We start from the raw sequence: 17,928 nt of genomic DNA, 5'->3' as shown, positions 1-17,928 counted from the left end.
GAGATAGTCAAAAACAGCGCCATTAGTTAATCTGGTAACGGCATTTGTCACAGGAGGCAAATGCCGTTTTTATTTGTATACTCAATAATATGAGTAACAGCCCGATCGCAGTTGTTTCCTGACAGGCTGCGCGGTAGATCAATGAAGGGGGCAGGGATGTTACTGTATAAACGCTTCAAAATTCATCAGGTTAGTTCGTGGCTGACGCTAGCGCTCACGCTCATTCCCTGTGCAATGGCTCAGGCTGCGATCATCGCCGCGATGCCCGGTACGCACGCGGCGTACGCCACCACATCCGTCAGTGAGAGTCAGCAGAAGATTCGCCAGGCGTTTTCAGGCGACAGCCAGCCTTTTTACGGAGCTTCTCTGGCCGCGCTCTACGCCGCGCGTAACATGCAGCCGATCTGGCAGGATCATGAAGCCGTACAGAAATTTCAGCAGCAGCTGGCGGAGGTTGCCCTCTCCGGCGTGCAGCCGCAGTTTACCCGCTGGGTCGATCGCCTGACCGATCCTGACATCACAGGCTTTGCCCGTGATGTCACGTTGTCTGATGCGATGCTGGGCTATTTGCAGTTTGTCTCCTCGGTGCCTGCTCAGGGAGAAATCTGGCTGTACAGCACCACGCCCTACAAGCTGGCTGTGCCTTCTGTATCCGTGATCAATGCCTGGCAAAATGCCGTCAATGCGGGCAGTTCGGCGGCGTTTGTTAATTCATTGGTGCCGCAGCATCCGCAGTATCCACTCATGCATAAGGCCCTGAAAAGCCTGCTTGAAGATAAACAACCCTGGCCACAAATTAAAAATCGCGACACGTTACGACCTGGACAGGTCAGTGACGATGTGCCGGCGTTGCGGGAAATTCTTCGCCGCAGCGGCATGCTGAGTGCACAGGTAACCGCACCCGCGCCCAATGAGGATGCCGTTCCCACCGCACCTGTTGCCGTCAGCCACAGTGAGCAGCCTGTCGCCGTCAGCCCTTCGGCCGTCACGGTTAACGATATACCTGCTGCGGCACCCGGTGTTCAGGGTAACGTCCAGAATGCTCCCGCTGCGCCCGGCAGTGTGAATGTTTATAACGATGAGCTAGTCGCGGCGGTAAAACGCTTTCAACAGTGGCAGGGGCTGGATGCCGATGGGGCGATTGGCCTGCGTACACGGGAATGGCTGAATGTCTCTCCCCAACAGCGTGCGGCCTTGCTGGCGCTGAATATCCAGCGACTGCGTTTGCTGCCGGATGATATGCACAACGGCATTATGGTGAACATCCCCAACTATTCGCTGAATTATTACAACAACGGCACTAAAGTGCTGTCCTCCCGGGTCATCGTGGGACGACCAGATCGTAAAACGCCGTTGATGCGAAGCGCACTAAATAATGTGGTGTTGAATCCGCCCTGGAATGTGCCGACCAATTTGGTGCGTCAGGACATTATTCCTAAGGTGAAACAGGACCCAACCTATCTGTATAAACATGGATACACGCTGCTGTCTGGCTGGAGCGCCGATTCCGAAGTCATCGATCCCAGCATGATTGACTGGAGTATGGTGTCAGCCTCATCCTTCCCTTACCGCATACGTCAGGCACCGGGGCAAACCAATTCACTCGGTCGCTATAAGTTTAATATGCCAAGCTCGGATGCGATTTATCTGCATGACACGCCGAACCACAATCTGTTTCAGCGCGATATTCGTGCGCTCAGCTCGGGCTGCGTGCGCGTGAATAAAGCTTCGGAACTGGCCGGTATTTTGTTGCAGGATGTCGGCTGGAATGACGCGCGTATCTCTGACACGCTCAAGCAGGGCGATACGCGCTATGTACCCATTCGGCATCGCATCCCGGTTAACTTGTATTATTTAACGGCCTGGGTTGCGGATGACGGCAAAACGCAGTTCCGTACAGATATTTACAATTATGATAATACGGCGCGTTCGGCGAGCCAGGTCTTAAGCCGTGCGCAGCAGTTATTACTCTAATAGTTGATTTTCAATCGTTAGTCGTACGGTATGTCCGTTATTCAGTCCTGTCATTCAGGCGGCTTTATCCGGAGCCGCCTTCCAAACTTGCCCATAATGGGTTGACGTGCTACCGCCATAAAGTTATGGTTCGCCAGTACGTTTTTTGCACATGTCTTTGACTCTGCTTTCAGGTAAACCGCTCCATGTCTACAATCGATTCTTTACGTCGCAAACTGCTGCTTTGCGGAAGTGCCGCTGCCGGCCTGGCCTTACTGCCAGAGACCGCGATGGCTTCACTCTCCACTTCACGCCCGCGGATATTAACGCTCAATAATCTTCACACTGGTGAAACCCTTAAAACGGAATTCTTTAACGGTAAAAGTTACGACAAAAGTGAATTGTCACGCCTGAACCACTTTTTCCGCGACTACCGTGCCAATAAAACCAAAAGTATCGATCCCCACTTATTTGACCAGCTCTATCGCCTTCAGGCGCTGTTAGAAACGCGCAAACCCGTCCAGCTCGTCTCCGGCTATCGCTCACTGGCGACGAACAATATGCTGCGGGAATCCGGGCCCGGTGTGGCAAAACACAGTTATCACACCAAAGGCCAGGCGATGGATTTCCACATTGAAGGGGTGACGCTGGCGAATGTTCGCAAAGCCGCATTAAAAATGCGTGCCGGTGGTGTAGGATATTATCCCAGCAGCAACTTTGTACATATTGATACCGGTCCCGTCAGGCACTGGTAGTAACGTCGGCAACGCTGCGGGTGCCGACCATGGAGCGTTATGAATTATCACATTATCCCCGTCACCGCCTTCGCCCAGAACTGTTCGGTTATCTGGTGCGAAACCACGCGTGAATCGGCCCTGGTGGACCCGGGTGGCGATGCCGATACCATCAGGCAAACGCTGGCGCAGCTTGATTTGAAGCCTGCACAGATTCTGCTTACGCATGGTCACCTCGATCATGTTGGGGCAGCGGCAGAACTGGCTGCATTCTGGCAGGTGCCGCTGGTCGGCCCGCAAAAGCAGGATGCTTTCTGGCTGGAATCCTTACCTACTCAAAGCCAAATGTTTGGGCTGGAATATTGTGCCCCGTTGACGCCGGATCGCTGGCTGGAGGAGGGGGATACCGTTCAGGTTGGTCAGGTCACGCTTGATGTGCTGCACTGTCCCGGACATACGCCGGGGCACATTGTATTTTTTGATGCCAAAGGCCGCTTACTGGTCTCAGGTGATGTGATCTTTAGCGGCGGCGTCGGGCGTACCGACTTCCCGCAGGGTAATCATCAACATCTCATCGATGCGATAAATAATAAGCTGCTGCCGCTCGGCGACGATGTGACGTTTTTACCCGGTCACGGGCCTGTGTCAACGCTGGGGCGTGAACGTCTGACCAATCCTTTCCTGCAATAAAAAATGGGCCAGAGTGGCCCATTTTTTTATACGCGATGCGCTTAAAGTACGGCGACAATCGCCTCGCACAGTGCAGACATATTATCTGGTGTCATACCGGCAACGTTTACGCGGCCTGAATTAACGGCATAAACCCCAAACTCCTCGCGCAGGCGAATGACCTGATCTTTGGTCAGCCCACTGAACGAGAACATGCCATTCTGCTTAATGATAAAGCTGAAGTCCTGCTGCGCGCCTTTATCCGCCAGGGTGTTCACAAACAGTTGGCGCATGCGCTGGATACGCTGACGCATATCAGACAGCTCTTGCTGCCAGATAGTGCGGAGCGCGTCGTTGCCCAGAATCGTGGCCACCACGGCCGCACCGTGTGACGGCGGGTTAGAATAGTTGGCGCGGATGGTGTATTTCACCTGGCTGAATGCGGTGTCGGCCGTCGCGGCATCGCCCGCAACCAGCGTAATCGCACCCACACGTTCGTTATACAGGCCGAAGTTCTTGGAATAAGAACTGGCGACAATCAGTTCCTGATGGCTGGCCGCAAAAATGCGCAGACCTTCAGCATCCTCTTCCAGACCACGGGCAAAGCCCTGGTAGGCAAAGTCAAACAGGGGCAGCCAGCCGTTAGCCAGAGAGAGCTGTGCCAGCTGTTGCCACTGCTCTGCAGTAGGATCGATACCGGTCGGGTTATGGCAGCAGCCATGGAACAGCACCACATCACCGGCTTTCACCTCTTTCAGTGAGGCCAGCATGCCGTCAAAATCCAGGGTATGGTTTGCTGCGTCATAGTACTGGTATTCGCATACCTCAAGCCCGGCGGCATTAAACACGTTTTTGTGGTTCGGCCAGCTCGGGTTGCTCACCCACACGCGCTTAACGGACGTCTGAGTAGACAGGAAATCCGCGGCGACGCGCAGTGCACCTGTACCGCCCGGCGTCTGTGCCGTGCGGGCTCTGCCCGCCGCGATCAGGGCATTGCCTTGACCAAATAACAATTCCTGCGTGCAGTGCGCGAAATCTGGCAGACCGTCAATGCTCAGGTAATTTTTGCTGGTTTCGTGTTCAAGCAGGTACTGCTCTGCTTTCTTAACGCTGGTGAGCACCGGGGTTTTTCCGGTTTCATCTTTGTAAACACCAATACCGAGATTGATTTTATTGGGGCGGTCGTCGGCACGAAAGAGATCGGCCAGGCCAAGAATGGGGTCAGCGGGTGCAGCAGAGATCGATTCAAACATGAGTCGGGTCCAGTAGCGTGAACTTTAGCAAATGAACCATCAGGTTAACGTCAGCACGGCGAAATGCCAACCGTTTGCGATAAAATTCATCGTCTGTGCGACAGAATTACCCGTTCTAATGTTAACAGTGGGATAGCGCGGGGCTGAGTGCGAGGAAACGGCAATAAAAAACGGAGCCGAAGCTCCGTTTTTTGTACTGCATCAACAAACTTAGAACTGGTAAACCACACCAACACCAACTACGTCATCGTTAGGAATGCCGAGTGGGTTGTTTTTGTCCAGCTGGTTGATTTTGTAATCAACGTAGGTGGCCATGTTTTTGTTGAAGTAGTAGGTGGCGCCCACATCGAAGTATTTGTAGATATCAGCATCGCCGATACCTTCGATGTCTTTGCCTTTAGACTGAACGTAGGCCAGTGAAGGACGCAGACCAAAATCAAATTGATACTGAGCAACCATCTCAATGATTTGAGCTTTGTTTGCAAAGGCAGGTGCGGTAGTTGTTGGGCCAGTAACGATTGAAATTGGTGCTGCATTACGCATTTCACCATACATCGCTGCCAGATAAATATTGTTAGCATCATATTTCAGAGCGGTTGCCCAGCTTTCAGCATGTTTGCCAGCACCAACGATATTACCGTTGGCTGCAACACCCTGAGCCTGCGAGTCAGTACGATCGCTGCTGCTATATGCACCCACAATGCCTACACCGATAGGTGAGGTGTAAGATGTTGATGCACCCCAGCCATCGCCATTTGCTCTACGATCGGCGCGGTTTGAATTCTCATTTTTGCCCTGGTACTGAAGCGCGAAGTTCCAACCATCAACCAGACCAAAGAAGTTGCTGTTGCGATAGGTCAACAGACCGCCGCTACGGCCATTCATGAAGTTGTCTGAGTTACCTGAGTCACCACCGAATACTGGCAGCATATCGGTCCAGCCGATTGCATCATAAACCACACCGTAGTTACGGCCGTAGTCGATTGAACCTGCATCACCGAATTTCAGACCAGCGAAGCCCAGACGGGTTTTGTTGTCAGTTTGCGCATCAGAACCTTCAGAGTTATTGCCCTGAATGTTGTATTCCCACTGACCGTAACCGGTCATCTGGTCATTAATCTTGGTTTCGCCTTTGAAGCCGAAGCGAATATAAGTCTGATCGCCGTCATCACCTGCGTTATCAGAGAACTGGTGACGCGCATCCACTTTACCGTACAGGTCCAGCTTATTGCCGTCTTTGTTATAAACTTCTGCTGCGTTGGCTGCGCCGGCGGCGAGCAGAGCAGGGATAACCACTGCCAGAATGTTGCGCTTCATCATTATTTATTACCCTCATTGGAGTTATTTGGACACCTGCCACTGCCGTCAAGAAAACTTTACGTGAACCTTGAAAGAAGTTTGGTGTCTCCTGTGTCTGCACGCATCTTTCCATCCCCCATCGGGTAATTCTACTGCGAAAATGCTACAAAAGTCGTAATCTTGTTTCAGATATAAAAAATGTATTACAAAATGTAAAAATAACGGAACTTTGTGAGTCATATCAAAATTTACAAAAATAAAAAAAGGCCGGCGATGCCGACCTCTTTATATATATGAATTTCTTATATTTAATTCTGAAAATCAGAAGCTCGCGTTGCGTGGCGTCCGTGGGAAGGGGATAACATCTCTTACATTTTGTACGCCGGTGACATAGGCGATCAAACGTTCGAAACCTAATCCAAACCCTGAATGTGGCACGGTGCCATAGCGACGCAGATCGCGATACCACCAGTAATCTTCTTTTTTCAGCCCCATCTCTTCCAGACGCGCATCCAGCACATCCAGACGTTCCTCACGCTGAGAACCGCCGATAATTTCACCGATACCCGGCGCTAACACATCCATCGCGGCCACGGTTTTCCCGTCGTCGTTAAGGCGCATATAGAATGCCTTGATATCTTTCGGATAGTTTTTCACCACCACCGGCGCTTTAAAATGCTTCTCGGCAAGATAACGTTCATGTTCAGAGGACAGATCGATGCCCCACGACACCGGGTTCTCAAAGGTCTGCCCGCAGTTCATCAGGATATCGACGGCATCGGTATAATCGACCTGGGCGAAATCGGTGGTAACAAAACGCTCCAGGCGATTAATCGCATCGTTGTCTACGCGCTCGGCAAAAAATGCCATATCGTCTGCACGCTCATCCAGCACGGCTTTGAAGACATACTTGAGCATGGCTTCCGCCAGGGCTGCCGCATCGTCTAATGAGGCGAAAGCGATTTCCGGTTCCAGCATCCAGAACTCTGCCAGATGGCGGCTGGTATTGGAGTTTTCCGCACGGAACGTGGGGCCGAAGGTGTAGATTTTCGACAAGGCGCTGGCGTAGGTTTCACCGTTCAGCTGCCCTGAAACCGTCAGGAAGGCCTCTTTCCCGAAGAAATCCTCCGAATAGTCGACTTTGCCCTGATCGTTGCGCGGCAGGTTTTCCATGTCCAGCGTCGAAACGCGGAACATCTCACCGGCCCCTTCAGTGTCAGAGGCGGTGATCAGCGGCGTGGAAACCCAAAAGTAGCCGTTCTCATGGAAGAAGCGGTGCAGCGCCTGGGCGAGGGTATGACGAACGCGCGCCACGGCGCCAATCAGGTTGGTACGCGGACGCAGGTGGGCCACCTCACGCAGGTATTCGATACTGTGACGTTTTGCCGCCATTGGGTAGCTGTCGGGATCTTCTACCCAGCCCACGACCTCCAGCTTTGTCGCCTGAATTTCGAATGCCTGACCCTGACCCGGAGATGCAACGACCTTACCGGTGACGATGACGGAACAGCCGGTGGTCAGGTGCAGCACTTCGTCCTGATAATTATTCAGAGAATTATTGACGACAGCCTGAACGGGATTAAAGCAGGAGCCGTCATAGACAGCGATAAAGGAAAGACCGGCTTTGGAATCTCTTCGGGTACGCACCCAACCACGTACGGTGACTTCACTGTCAACCGCGACGCGACCGTGCAGTACATCCGCTACAGGCACTACGCTCATAAATATCTCTCTATATAGAAGAAGTGTGTGAATGAATTCCCCAGACTGGGGTGTAGCTATGTTACTTGTGAGTCAACAGGAAACAAGCAAAATTCAGGGGAATAACCGATTTATTGCAGGAAGGCGGGGCGCGATAACGCCCCGATAACAAAGACGCTAGCTGGCTTTTTTAACCAGTGGCAAATCAAAGGCTTTTCTCAGAGCCTTAACGAACGCTTTATCCTGACAGATGGTTTTACCTGGGCTGTCGGAAAGCTTGGCGACCGGCTTACCATTACATTGCACCAGCTTAATCACGATATTGAGCGGCGTAACGCCAGGAATATCACAAGTCAGGCGCGTGCCGATGCCGAAGACGACGTTGGTACGCTGACCAAAGTGGCGATACAGCGCCAGCGATTTATCCAGATTGAGGTTATCTGAGAACACCAGCATTTTCGTGAGCGGATCAATACCTAACTTCTGATAATGGGCCAGCGCTTTTTCGCCCCACTCAACCGGGTCACCTGAATCGTGACGCAGCCCCTGGTAACGGCGGGCGAACACAGGGCCGAAATCGCGCAGGAAGGCATCCATGGCGATACAGTCCGTGAGTGCAATGCCCAGCTTGTCGTCATATTCATCCAGCCAGGCCTGTAAGGCAGCGCGCTGACTGTTCGCCAGTACCGGACTGATTTGCTGAAAAGCCTGGAACCACTCGTGGGCCTGGGTACCCACTGGCGTGAGTGCGAGGCGACGGGCCAGGTCGTAGTTACTGGTGCCCATCAGCCAGGGAAAATCCTGTTTCAGCGTGCTGACGATCGATTCCTGCACATCCTGGGAATAGCGGCGGCGGGTACCAAAATCCATCAGGCGAAAACGTGACATGTCAGTGTCGGCAACCTGAGTCTTAAAGGCAGCGAGTTTCTGATGCAGAAAATCCACGGCCTGCTGGCTGCTGATGGCCGGTGTACGGTGGCGATGGACCACTTCACTGATCAAGGCCAACAGGGGGACTTCCCACATGATCACTTCCCGCCAGGGGCCCTGGATACGAATAGCCAGCTTGCCATGATGATTGCGAACTTCTACCTGCTGCGGGTCGTAGCGAAAATTTCGCAGCCAGTTAAGGTAGTCATCAGCAAAGAAGGGCAGATCAGATAACCAGGCATATTCAGCATCGGTCAGCGCCAGTGCCTGCATGGCGTCAATGGCTGTACGGATCTCGTCAGCATAAAAACCCAGCAATTCGTCGCTACGGCAGCGAAACTCCGCGGCCACCGTGACATCATGGTAACGGTGGAATACGGCTTGCTGCATATGGAGCTTATAAGCATCCGTATCCAGCAGCGAAGTCAGTATCGGGGAAGCATGTCCTGTCATGGCGCGTTTCGGCATCCTGTTCGGTGGCGCAGAGCCCGGTGTATTAAACGTCGTAAAAGACGCAAAAGTATAAATCACTAAGAGACAGCGATCACAGCATATTTCAGGATAGCGAGTCGAGGACGAAATGTGTCATTGTTAACAAATTGTAGCCATTTTACCTGATGTGCACGTTGTGCATGCTAAGCTCGGCGCATCATGCTTAGACGTTTGACGCGTAGGGCTTATACTTGAGTGAATAATGCAAAGACGTTGATGAATAACTACTTAATGCGGGACGGAATATGACGCAGCAGCCACAAATAAAATATCGACACGATTATCGTGCACCAGACTACACCATCACCGATATCGATTTAACCTTTGAACTCGATGAAAGCACCACGCGGGTGACGGCGGTGAGTCAGGTTAAGCGTCAGGGAGACAGCCAGGCTGAACTGCGTCTGGACGGCGAAGATCTGACGCTGATCTCGCTGGAAGTGGATGGACAGGCCTGGGCGGCCTGGCGTGAAGAGGCGGGTTGCCTGGTGCTCAGCCAGTTACCGGACAGCTTTACGCTGAAAATCGTCAATGACATTCATCCCGATCGTAACAGTGCCCTTGAAGGCTTATACAAATCGGGTGAAGCGCTCTGTACCCAGTGTGAAGCCGAAGGCTTTCGGCATATTACCTGGTATTTAGATCGCCCTGACGTGCTGGCACGCTTCACGACCACCGTCATTGCCGACGGCAGCCGTTATCCTTTCCTGCTGTCTAACGGAAATCGCATTGATAGCGGTCAGGACGACAAGGGCCGTAACTGGGTGAAGTGGCAGGATCCGTTTCCTAAGCCCTGTTATTTGTTTGCGCTGGTCGCGGGCGATTTTGACGTGCTGCGTGACAGCTTTACTACGCGTTCGGGTCGGAATGTTGCGTTGGAGATCTTCGTCGATCGCGGCAATCTGGATCGTGCCGACTGGGCAATGACGTCATTAAAGAACAGCATGAAGTGGGATGAGGAGCGTTTCGGCCTGGAGTATGACCTCGACATCTTTATGATTGTTGCGGTGGACTTCTTCAACATGGGGGCCATGGAGAATAAAGGACTTAACGTTTTCAACTCCAAATACGTGCTGGCCAAAGCCGAAACCGCCACCGATAAAGATTATCTGGGGATTGAGGCGGTCATCGGTCATGAATATTTCCACAACTGGACCGGTAACCGTGTGACCTGTCGCGACTGGTTCCAGCTGAGCCTGAAAGAGGGGCTGACCGTGTTTCGCGATCAGGAGTTCAGTTCCGACCTGGGATCGCGTGCGGTAAACCGAATCGATAATGTGCGTATTATGCGCGGCGCGCAGTTTGCCGAGGACGCCAGCCCGATGGCGCACCCGATCCGCCCGGATCAGGTTATCGAGATGAACAACTTTTACACCTTGACGGTGTATGAAAAGGGATCAGAAGTGATCCGTATGATGCACACCTTGCTGGGCGAAGCGAATTTCCAGAAGGGCATGCAGCTCTATTTCGAACGTCATGACGGTAGCGCGGCGACCTGTGATGATTTCGTTCAGGCCATGGAAGACGCGTCTAACGTTGATCTTTCCCAGTTCCGTCGCTGGTACAGTCAGTCAGGTACACCTACGCTCTCGGTACGTGATGACTACAATCCGGAACTGGAGCAGTACACGCTTCACGTGACGCAGCACACGCCGCCGACGGCCGAGCAGAAAGAGAAACTGCCTCTGCATATCCCGCTGGACATCGAACTGTATGACGGACAGGGTAAGGTCATTCCGTTGCAGCACAACGGTCATCCGGTGCATAACGTGTTGAACGTAACGGAAGAGTTCCAGACCTTTATTTTTGACAACGTTTACTTCCAGCCGGTGCCATCGCTGCTGCGTGAGTTTTCCGCGCCGGTGAAGCTCGACTACAAGTGGAGCGACGCGCAGCTGACGTTCCTGATGCGTCATGCAAGCAACGATTTTTCACGTTGGGACGCGGCGCAAAGTCTGTTGGCAACCTACCTGCGCCTCAATGTCGCGCGCCATCAGCAGGGCCAGCATCTGTCGCTGCCGTTGCATGTCGCTGATGCCTTCCGCACGGTGCTGCTGGATGCCAACAGCGATCCGGCGCTGACCGCTCTGATTCTGTCGCTGCCTGGCGAAAACGAAATCGCCGAACTGTTTGAGATTATCGATCCTCAGGCAATTGCACTGGTGCGCGAAGCTCTGGTTCGTACCCTGGCGCGGGAACTGGCAGATGAATTCTTTGCCGTTTATAACGCCAATCAGCAGGCGGAGTACCACGTTGATCATGCGGAAATCGGCAAACGTTCGCTGAAGAACATCTGTCTGTACTATCTGGCGTTTGGTGATATGGATCTGGCGGATAAACTGGTGCAGGCGCAATACCACCATGCCAATAACATGACGGATTCCCTGGCGGCACTCTCCGCTGCGGTGGCGGCACAGTTACCCTGCCGTGATGCGCTGTTAGCCGACTATGATGAGCGCTGGCACAAGGATGGCCTGGTCATGGACAAATGGTTTATGTTGCAGGCTACCAGCCCGGCGCAGAATGCCTTACTCAACGTGCGCCGTTTACTGTCACATCGTTCCTTCAGTATGGGTAACCCGAATCGCATCCGTTCACTGATTGGCGCTTTTGCTTCGGGTAATCCTTCCGCCTTCCACGCCGAAGACGGCAGCGGATATCGTTTCCTGGTGGAGATGCTGACGGATCTGAACACCCGCAATCCGCAGGTGGCTTCGCGTATGATTGAGCCATTAATTCGTCTGAAACGTTACGATGCCCACCGTCAGGCGCTGATGCGCCAGGCGCTGGAACAGTTACAAGGACTGGATAAACTGTCAGGCGATCTGTACGAGAAAATCACCAAGGCACTGAATGCCTGATAAGAAACGGCGGGCAAATGCCCGCCGTTTCTTTAACGCTGTTGCGCGTAGCGGGGAGGCTTTTCTGCCGCGCCGCGGCGCATCACCCGATCCAGCACTTTGGCTTCCAGCTCTGCCAGACGCGCCGAGCCTCGTCGCCGTGGCCGGGGCAAATCGACCTGCAAATCCAGTCCTATCTGGCCTTCCTCTATCAGTAATACCCGATCAGCCATCGCGACCGCTTCACTGACATCGTGCGTGACCAACAGAACCGTGAAGTGGTACTGCTGCCACAGCGATTCGATGAGCTCCTGCATCTCGATTCGCGTTAAGGCGTCCAGCGCACCCAGAGGCTCATCCAGCAGCAGCAGGCCGGGACGGTGAATTAACGCCCGGGCCAGTGCCACGCGCTGTTTCTGCCCACCGGATAAAGCGGCAGGCCAGTCTTGCGCTCTGTCCGCCAGGCCTACCGCTTCCAGCGCCTCCAGGGCGGCTTTACGCCATGCCTTGCCACGCAGGCCGAGAGCGACGTTATCAATCACTTTTTTCCACGGCAGCAGTCGCGCATCCTGGAACATTAACCGGGTTTCTTCACGTGCGGTCTGCAGCGGCGCATTGCCTGCCAGCAACTCGCCCTGGGTCGTGCTTTCCAGACCGGCCAGCAGACGCAACAGGGTGCTTTTACCGCAGCCGCTGCGGCCCACTACGGCAACAAACTGGCCGGAAGGAATATGCAGATCAATATGATTCAGAATGGTGCGCTCACCGTATTTTTTACTGACGCCCTTCACACCTACGGGGGTACCCGCATTCAGACGCGCCGGGCTGGCGGAGTTTATCATGCTGTTTTCTCCTGACGTTGATAGGCCGGATGCCAGCGTAACCAGACGCGTTCCAGCAGCAGTGCGCTGACATCAGCCAGTTTTCCCAGCAGGGCATAAAGAATAATGGCGACCATCACCACATCGGTTTGCAGAAATTCACGGGCATTCATGGCCAGATAGCCAATTCCTGCGTTAGCCGAAATTGTCTCGGCGACGATCAGGGTCAGCCACATCAACCCCAAAGCAAAGCGGACGCCCACCATGATGCTCGGTAACGCACCCGGTAAGATCACCTGAACAAACAGGCTCCAGCCGGATAAGCCGTAGCTACGGGCCATCTCAACCAGCCCACGATCCACATTACGAATACCGTGATAGGTATTCAGGTAGATGGGAAACAGCGTACCCAGCGCTACCAGAAAAATTTTGGCTGACTCATCAATGCCAAACCACAGAATGACCAATGGGATCAGCGCAAGATGGGGCACGTTACGTAACATTTGCAGTGAGGTATCCAGCAAACGCTCACCCAGTCGCGAAGTGCCGGTGATTAATCCCAGTACCAGGCCGAGCGATCCGCCAATGCTGAAGCCAAGTAACGCTCGCCAGCTGCTGATGGCGAGATGCTGCCAGAGCTCTCCGCTGACAGCCAACTGCCAAAAGGTCGTCACAATCTTTTCCGGCGCTGGCAGGATACGGCTGGACAACCAGCCGGTCTGTGACGCAACTTGCCAGACCACCACCAGTAACACCGGCAGCAGCCAGGGCACCAGCGCCGCTGAGAAGGATTGACGTAGTCTGGTCATCGTTATCTCCTCAGGCCCGCGCGGCTTTTTTCTCTGGCGTAAAATCATTGGCGACCGCTTCACCGTGCGCCTGAACAACACGAGGCTGGGGAATCTGGGGAATAGCCAGATCCAGATGGGGGAACAGCAGCTCGCCGACGCGATAAGCCTCTTCCAGATGCGGATAACCAGAGAGAATAAAGGTTTCAATGCCCAGGGCTTCGTACTCTTTCATGCGAGCCGCTACGGTAGGCGCATCGCCAACCAGCGCGGTGCCTGCCCCGCTGCGCACCAGCCCAACGCCAGCCCAAAGGTTGGGGCTGATTTCCAGTTTATCGCGGCGTCCGCCGTGCAGGGCGGCCATGCGCTGTTGGCCTACCGAGTCGGTGCGCTGAAAGGCACTTTGCGCTTTGGCGATGGTGGCATCATCCACATTCGCGATCAGCTTATCGGCTGCCTGCCAGGCTTCCTCATTGGTTTCTCGCACGATGACATGCAGCCGGATGCCAAACCGGACTTTTCGGCCCTGTGCTGTGGCTTTCGCCCGCACCTGCTCAATTTTTTCTTTCACCAGTGCAGGCGGTTCTCCCCAGGTGAGGTACACATCAACCTGTTCGGCAGCCAGATCCTGAGCGGGCTCTGACGAACCCCCGAACCACAGCGGCGGACGAGGCTGCTGTACCGGCTTAAACATCAGACGCGCACCTCGTACATGCACGTGCTTGCCTTCGTAATCCACCGTTTCGCCTTCCAGCACGCGGCGCCAGACGCGGGTAAATTCGGCCGATTCTGCATAGCGCTCACGGTGGTCAAGAAAGACGCCATCACCGGCCAGTTCCTCGGGATCGCCCCCGGTCACCAGGTTGAACAACGCGCGTCCGTTGGAAAGACGATCGAGCGTTGCAGCCTGACGCGCCGCCTGGGTGGGGGATATCACGCCAGGACGCAGCGCGACAAGGAAGCGCAGACGCTGCGTAACGGGGATCAGCGATGCCGCCACCAGCCAGGCATCCTCGCAGGAACGCCCGGTAGGGATCAGTACGCCGCCAAATCCCAGACGGTCGGCAGCCTGGGCAACCTGTTGTAAATAGGCATGATCAACCGGACGCGCGCCCTCAGCCGTGCCAAGATAATGGCCGTCACCATGGGTTGGAAGGAACCAGAATACAGAAACACTCATTTTTCTCTCCTTATTGCGTCACGGCCTGGGGATGCCAGATGCGCTCGGCAATCGATACTTTTACGGGAATCAGATGATTGGCATAAAACAGATCGGCGGTTTTCTGCTGCATAGCAACCGTGCGCGCACTGACCGGACTGACCGGGCTGGGTGGACGGTGGTCCAGGTTGCTGGCAATGACGGCCTCAGGCAGACCGATCGATGTCGAAAGCAGATGAATACTCTGGTCACGTTCGCTACGCGTCAGGGCTTCGGCATCACTAAAGGCTTTTAACGTCGCTAAGACGAAGTCATTGTGTTCCTGCGCAAAATGACGGGTTGCAAGGTAGAACGGCCCCGTCTGGTTCAGCGTGGTGCCGTCTTTCAACACGCGGACATTGCCCTGAAGCAGTACGGCAGAATAGTAGGGGTCCCATATTGCCCAGGCGTCCACATTACCCTGCTGGAAAGCGGCGCGCGCATCGGCTGGCGTCAGATAAACCGGCTGGATATCTTTGATACTGAGACCCGCTTCTTCCAGCGCACGCAACAGCAGATTGTGCGAGCTGGAACCCTTTTGGAACGCCACCTTTTTGCCTTTGAGATCGGCAACCGACTTCAACGGACTGTTCTGGCTGACCAGGATGACCTCAGCTTTCGGCTTAGGCGGCTCTGAGCCGATATACAGCAAATCCGCCCCGGCTGCCTGGGCGAAAATAGGCGGAATGTCACCGGTGCTGCCAATATCAATACTGTTAACGTTCAGCGCTTCCAGCATTTGCGGTCCGGCCGGGAATTCGATCCATTGAATACGGGTAGCAGGGAAACGCTTCTCCAGCAGCTGATGCTCCTTGGCCAGCACCATACTGACCGATCCTTTTTGATAGCCGATGCGAACCTGTGTAGGGGCGGGTTCTGCGGCATTCACCTGCGCGCCTGCCACGAACATCCCTGCCATTAACCACGCGCTGATTATTCGTTTCATCATTGTTTCCTTACACAGCCAGGGCAACGGGCTGATGACGTCGTGACAGCGCCAGCCAGAACGTGTGCACCGCCTCCTCCAGACGGGTAGCCAGTACCGGATCCAGTTCCGGCTGGCGATCATAGTGATGAATTTGTTTATCTTCGGCGTAAACACCATGAAGCACTTCTTCGGCTTTCAGGGCGTTTAATACGGGTTTGAGTGCGTAATCCAGGGCCAGCATATGGCCAGCGCTGCCCCCGCTGGCTAACGGCAGCACCACTTTGTGGGCCAGTGCGCGTTCAGGTAACAGATCCAAAACGGTTTTTAGCGCGCCCGAGAAAGACGCCTTATAAACCGGCGTGGCAATGACCAGGCCATCAGCCTGAGCCAGGTCTTCGCTCAGGGCGAGAATAGCCGGGGAATCGAAGCGGGCGTTGATCAGATCCTCAGGCTGAAAGTTATGAATATTCCAGGGAATAACCTCAACACCGGATGCTTCCAGTTTGCGCTGGCACAGCGCTAATAACGATGTGGACCGTGAAGGAAATCTCGGACTACCTGCCAGGGTGAGCACTCTCATTACGACTCCTTATAACTGAAAGTTATTGATTATCTTTTGTTGAGAACTGATGCTTTCATCCTGGCAGAGGCGACGGCACGGCTTAAATGATTTTTCTGACAATCTAAAGGTGAAAACCGGCAAAAGGCCTGAAGCGAGACCGCCGCGTCTCTGAGAAAGACCTGATGCGACAAATCTTAAAAACGCCAGGACGGGCGAGTCGATACATTAATACGGGTGAATAAAATTCGTTTAAACCTGGAAATCCGTACATTTGGTTACTTGAGTATCAGAAAAGTGAAACATTCAGGTGAAACGAAAAACACGCCTTTCGCTTTTTTAAATTCACAGGAGGAAGGAAAAAGAAAAAAGAATTAAAATTCAACGTTATTTAACGCGATGGCGAGAGGGGATTAGGAATAGTTGCATCAGGCGGTGCGTGTTAAGTGCAGCAGTCTGGCGAAGTTTTTAACAACAATTCATTTTTAGTTACAGATGTCCGGCCTGAAACCCCCCTGAACAGACGGCCGTGCCTAAATGGTTCCTCAACGGGGAGATGATTATCAGCGAGCTATTCTTCAGATTTTCTAACCATGGTTTTTGTCACATTCGGACCCTGTTGAGATTGAGGCAGGCATTTTAGTCATTCAGGCAGTAAAATGTCTCTGCTCAATGTAAGCGCCTGTTATTTTAAAATTACTATTCGCCTTTGGTCAGTGCCTGTCTCGGGCTGGTGGATTTATTTGTCCTTTTCTAACAGCAGAGAAAACCTGTATGTCTGACATCCTGTTATCGGTCATTATTCCCACTTACAATGTTGAAAAATATATTGTCGAATGTGTGGATTCATTATTAAGACAAATTAGCGCGCCAAACGAAATTATCATTGTTAACGACAGTTCTACCGATGGAACCGTGGCATTAATTGAACAGCACTATGGCCATCTTCCTCAGGTGAAACTGATCACTATTGCCAACGGTGGCGCAGGTAATGCGCGTGATAAAGGCGTTGAGGTCGCTGAAGGGCAGTTCGTTTTCTTTTGCGACCCGGATGATGTGGTGCTGGAAGGATTCGTCAATGAACTGGCCCAGGTTGTCGACAATTATCCCGATACCGATTTATTTTGTTTTAATTCCAGCGCTTACCGCGAAGACAAACCGGACGTGACGTGGCCTAAAGTCAGGCATAACCTGACCGGCATTCAGAAGCCACAGGATGTCCTGCTAAGTTTGCTGCATAATGGCTCCTATACGTCGGCGGCCTGGAATTATGTGGTAAGAAAAACCGTTATCCAGCAGCATCATTTGCGCTTCGTCGATCGCGTGCATGAAGATCACAAATTTACCTTATCGGTATTTATGCATTGCCAACAGGCATGGGTCACTCGCCAGACGTATTACAAACAGCGTATCCGCGTTGGATCACTGACTAACAGCAGTAAAAGTCCTTCTTTTTTCGCCCAACGTTACAATGCGTTTATTGCTACCTATGACACCTTATGTTGTGCGCAGACCCAAAGTGAATTAAAAAAGGCGCTGGAAAAAGCTTACCTTATTCACTCCTTCCGTTTAATGATCTATCTGTCGCTCTACAATCAAACGCCTGTACCGGAATATGTGCTCAATGCGATTCGATATCTGGGGCGCCGAATTAAAGCCGGCAGCCTCAAAGAATGGCTGCTGCTTAACCGTCCGGAAACCTTCATTTTATTGCAAAGCCATAAAGTGAAGAAAGAACTCAAACGCGTTCCGTAATTCCTAAA

The 17,928-nt window shown here is 53.2% G+C and carries 14 protein-coding genes; 5 read left to right on the top strand and 9 right to left on the bottom strand.

What is annotated here, in order from left to right; translation table 11 throughout:
- The first annotated feature begins 156 nt into the window (after positions 1 to 156).
- The 3 genes from ldtD to P9J57_RS13515 all read left to right on the top strand — a co-directional run bounded on the left by ldtD (position 157) and on the right by P9J57_RS13515 (position 3,377).
- Positions 157 to 1,974, top strand: coding sequence for a L,D-transpeptidase (gene ldtD / locus P9J57_RS13525; protein WP_014606186.1), 1,818 nt, complete (start codon positions 157 to 159; stop codon positions 1,972 to 1,974).
- Positions 1,975 to 2,159: 185 nt separating this feature from the next.
- Positions 2,160 to 2,708, top strand: a complete 549-nt coding sequence (mepK, locus tag P9J57_RS13520) for a peptidoglycan L,D-endopeptidase MepK (protein ID WP_013025254.1) — start codon at positions 2,160 to 2,162, stop codon at positions 2,706 to 2,708.
- Between the two features lie 39 nt (positions 2,709 to 2,747).
- Positions 2,748 to 3,377 carry an MBL fold metallo-hydrolase gene (locus tag P9J57_RS13515; protein ID WP_014593331.1) on the top strand — a complete coding sequence of 210 codons (630 nt, stop codon included), beginning with the start codon at positions 2,748 to 2,750 and terminating at the stop codon, positions 3,375 to 3,377.
- Between the two features lie 41 nt (positions 3,378 to 3,418).
- Here P9J57_RS13515 and P9J57_RS13510 read toward each other — a convergent pair whose 3' ends face one another.
- The 4 genes from P9J57_RS13510 to pncB form a co-directional block, all read right to left on the bottom strand.
- On the bottom strand, positions 3,419 to 4,609 hold the full coding sequence (locus P9J57_RS13510) for an amino acid aminotransferase (RefSeq protein WP_013025256.1): 1,191 nt from the start codon (positions 4,607 to 4,609) through the stop codon (positions 3,419 to 3,421).
- Between the two features lie 210 nt (positions 4,610 to 4,819).
- On the bottom strand, positions 4,820 to 5,929 hold the full coding sequence (gene ompF, locus P9J57_RS13505) for a porin OmpF (RefSeq protein ID WP_279752329.1): 1,110 nt from the start codon (positions 5,927 to 5,929) through the stop codon (positions 4,820 to 4,822).
- A 300-nt stretch (positions 5,930 to 6,229) separates the two neighbouring features.
- Complete coding sequence (asnS, locus tag P9J57_RS13500; protein WP_014593334.1) at positions 6,230 to 7,630, bottom strand: asparagine--tRNA ligase; 1,401 nt, start codon at positions 7,628 to 7,630, stop codon at positions 6,230 to 6,232.
- A 156-nt stretch (positions 7,631 to 7,786) separates the two neighbouring features.
- Entirely contained in the window at positions 7,787 to 8,992 is a 1,206-nt protein-coding gene (gene pncB / locus P9J57_RS13495; RefSeq protein ID WP_483279259.1) for a nicotinate phosphoribosyltransferase, read from the bottom strand.
- A gap of 284 nt (positions 8,993 to 9,276) precedes the next feature.
- On the opposite strand from pncB, the gene pepN reads away from it, so the two are divergent.
- Positions 9,277 to 11,892 (top strand): aminopeptidase N, encoded by a 2,616-nt coding sequence (pepN, locus tag P9J57_RS13490; protein ID WP_210475843.1) that lies wholly within the window; start codon positions 9,277 to 9,279, stop codon positions 11,890 to 11,892.
- A gap of 32 nt (positions 11,893 to 11,924) precedes the next feature.
- Here the strand turns inward: pepN and ssuB are convergent, their stop codons facing one another.
- The 5 genes from ssuB to ssuE are packed head-to-tail and all read right to left on the bottom strand — an operon-like array spanning position 11,925 to position 16,186.
- Entirely contained in the window at positions 11,925 to 12,713 is a 789-nt protein-coding gene (ssuB, locus tag P9J57_RS13485) for an aliphatic sulfonates ABC transporter ATP-binding protein (protein WP_483279258.1), read from the bottom strand.
- Positions 12,710 to 13,501, bottom strand: coding sequence for an aliphatic sulfonate ABC transporter permease SsuC (gene ssuC, locus P9J57_RS13480; RefSeq protein ID WP_014606182.1), 792 nt, complete (start codon positions 13,499 to 13,501; stop codon positions 12,710 to 12,712). Before ssuC ends, ssuB begins: the two co-directional genes overlap by 4 nt.
- A gap of 10 nt (positions 13,502 to 13,511) precedes the next feature.
- The gene (gene ssuD, locus P9J57_RS13475; protein WP_483279257.1) at positions 13,512 to 14,660 is read right to left on the bottom strand and encodes an FMNH2-dependent alkanesulfonate monooxygenase; all 1,149 of its coding nucleotides are present in this window, start codon (positions 14,658 to 14,660) and stop codon (positions 13,512 to 13,514) included.
- Between the two features lie 10 nt (positions 14,661 to 14,670).
- Entirely contained in the window at positions 14,671 to 15,624 is a 954-nt protein-coding gene (locus tag P9J57_RS13470) for a sulfonate ABC transporter substrate-binding protein (RefSeq protein ID WP_105087673.1), read from the bottom strand.
- Between the two features lie 10 nt (positions 15,625 to 15,634).
- Positions 15,635 to 16,186 (bottom strand): NADPH-dependent FMN reductase, encoded by a 552-nt coding sequence (gene ssuE / locus P9J57_RS13465; RefSeq protein ID WP_013025264.1) that lies wholly within the window; start codon positions 16,184 to 16,186, stop codon positions 15,635 to 15,637.
- Between the two features lie 753 nt (positions 16,187 to 16,939).
- Between ssuE and P9J57_RS13460 the strand changes: the two genes are divergently transcribed.
- Positions 16,940 to 17,920: a glycosyltransferase gene (locus P9J57_RS13460; RefSeq protein WP_014593341.1), complete on the top strand. Its 981-nt coding sequence runs from the start codon at positions 16,940 to 16,942 to the stop codon at positions 17,918 to 17,920.
- The last annotated feature ends 8 nt before the right edge of the window (positions 17,921 to 17,928 follow it).

The organism is Pantoea sp. nfd-35 (genome assembly GCF_056892255.1).
The sequence above is the reverse complement of the archived record's forward strand: the minus strand, read 5'-3'. Positions and strand labels throughout refer to the sequence as shown.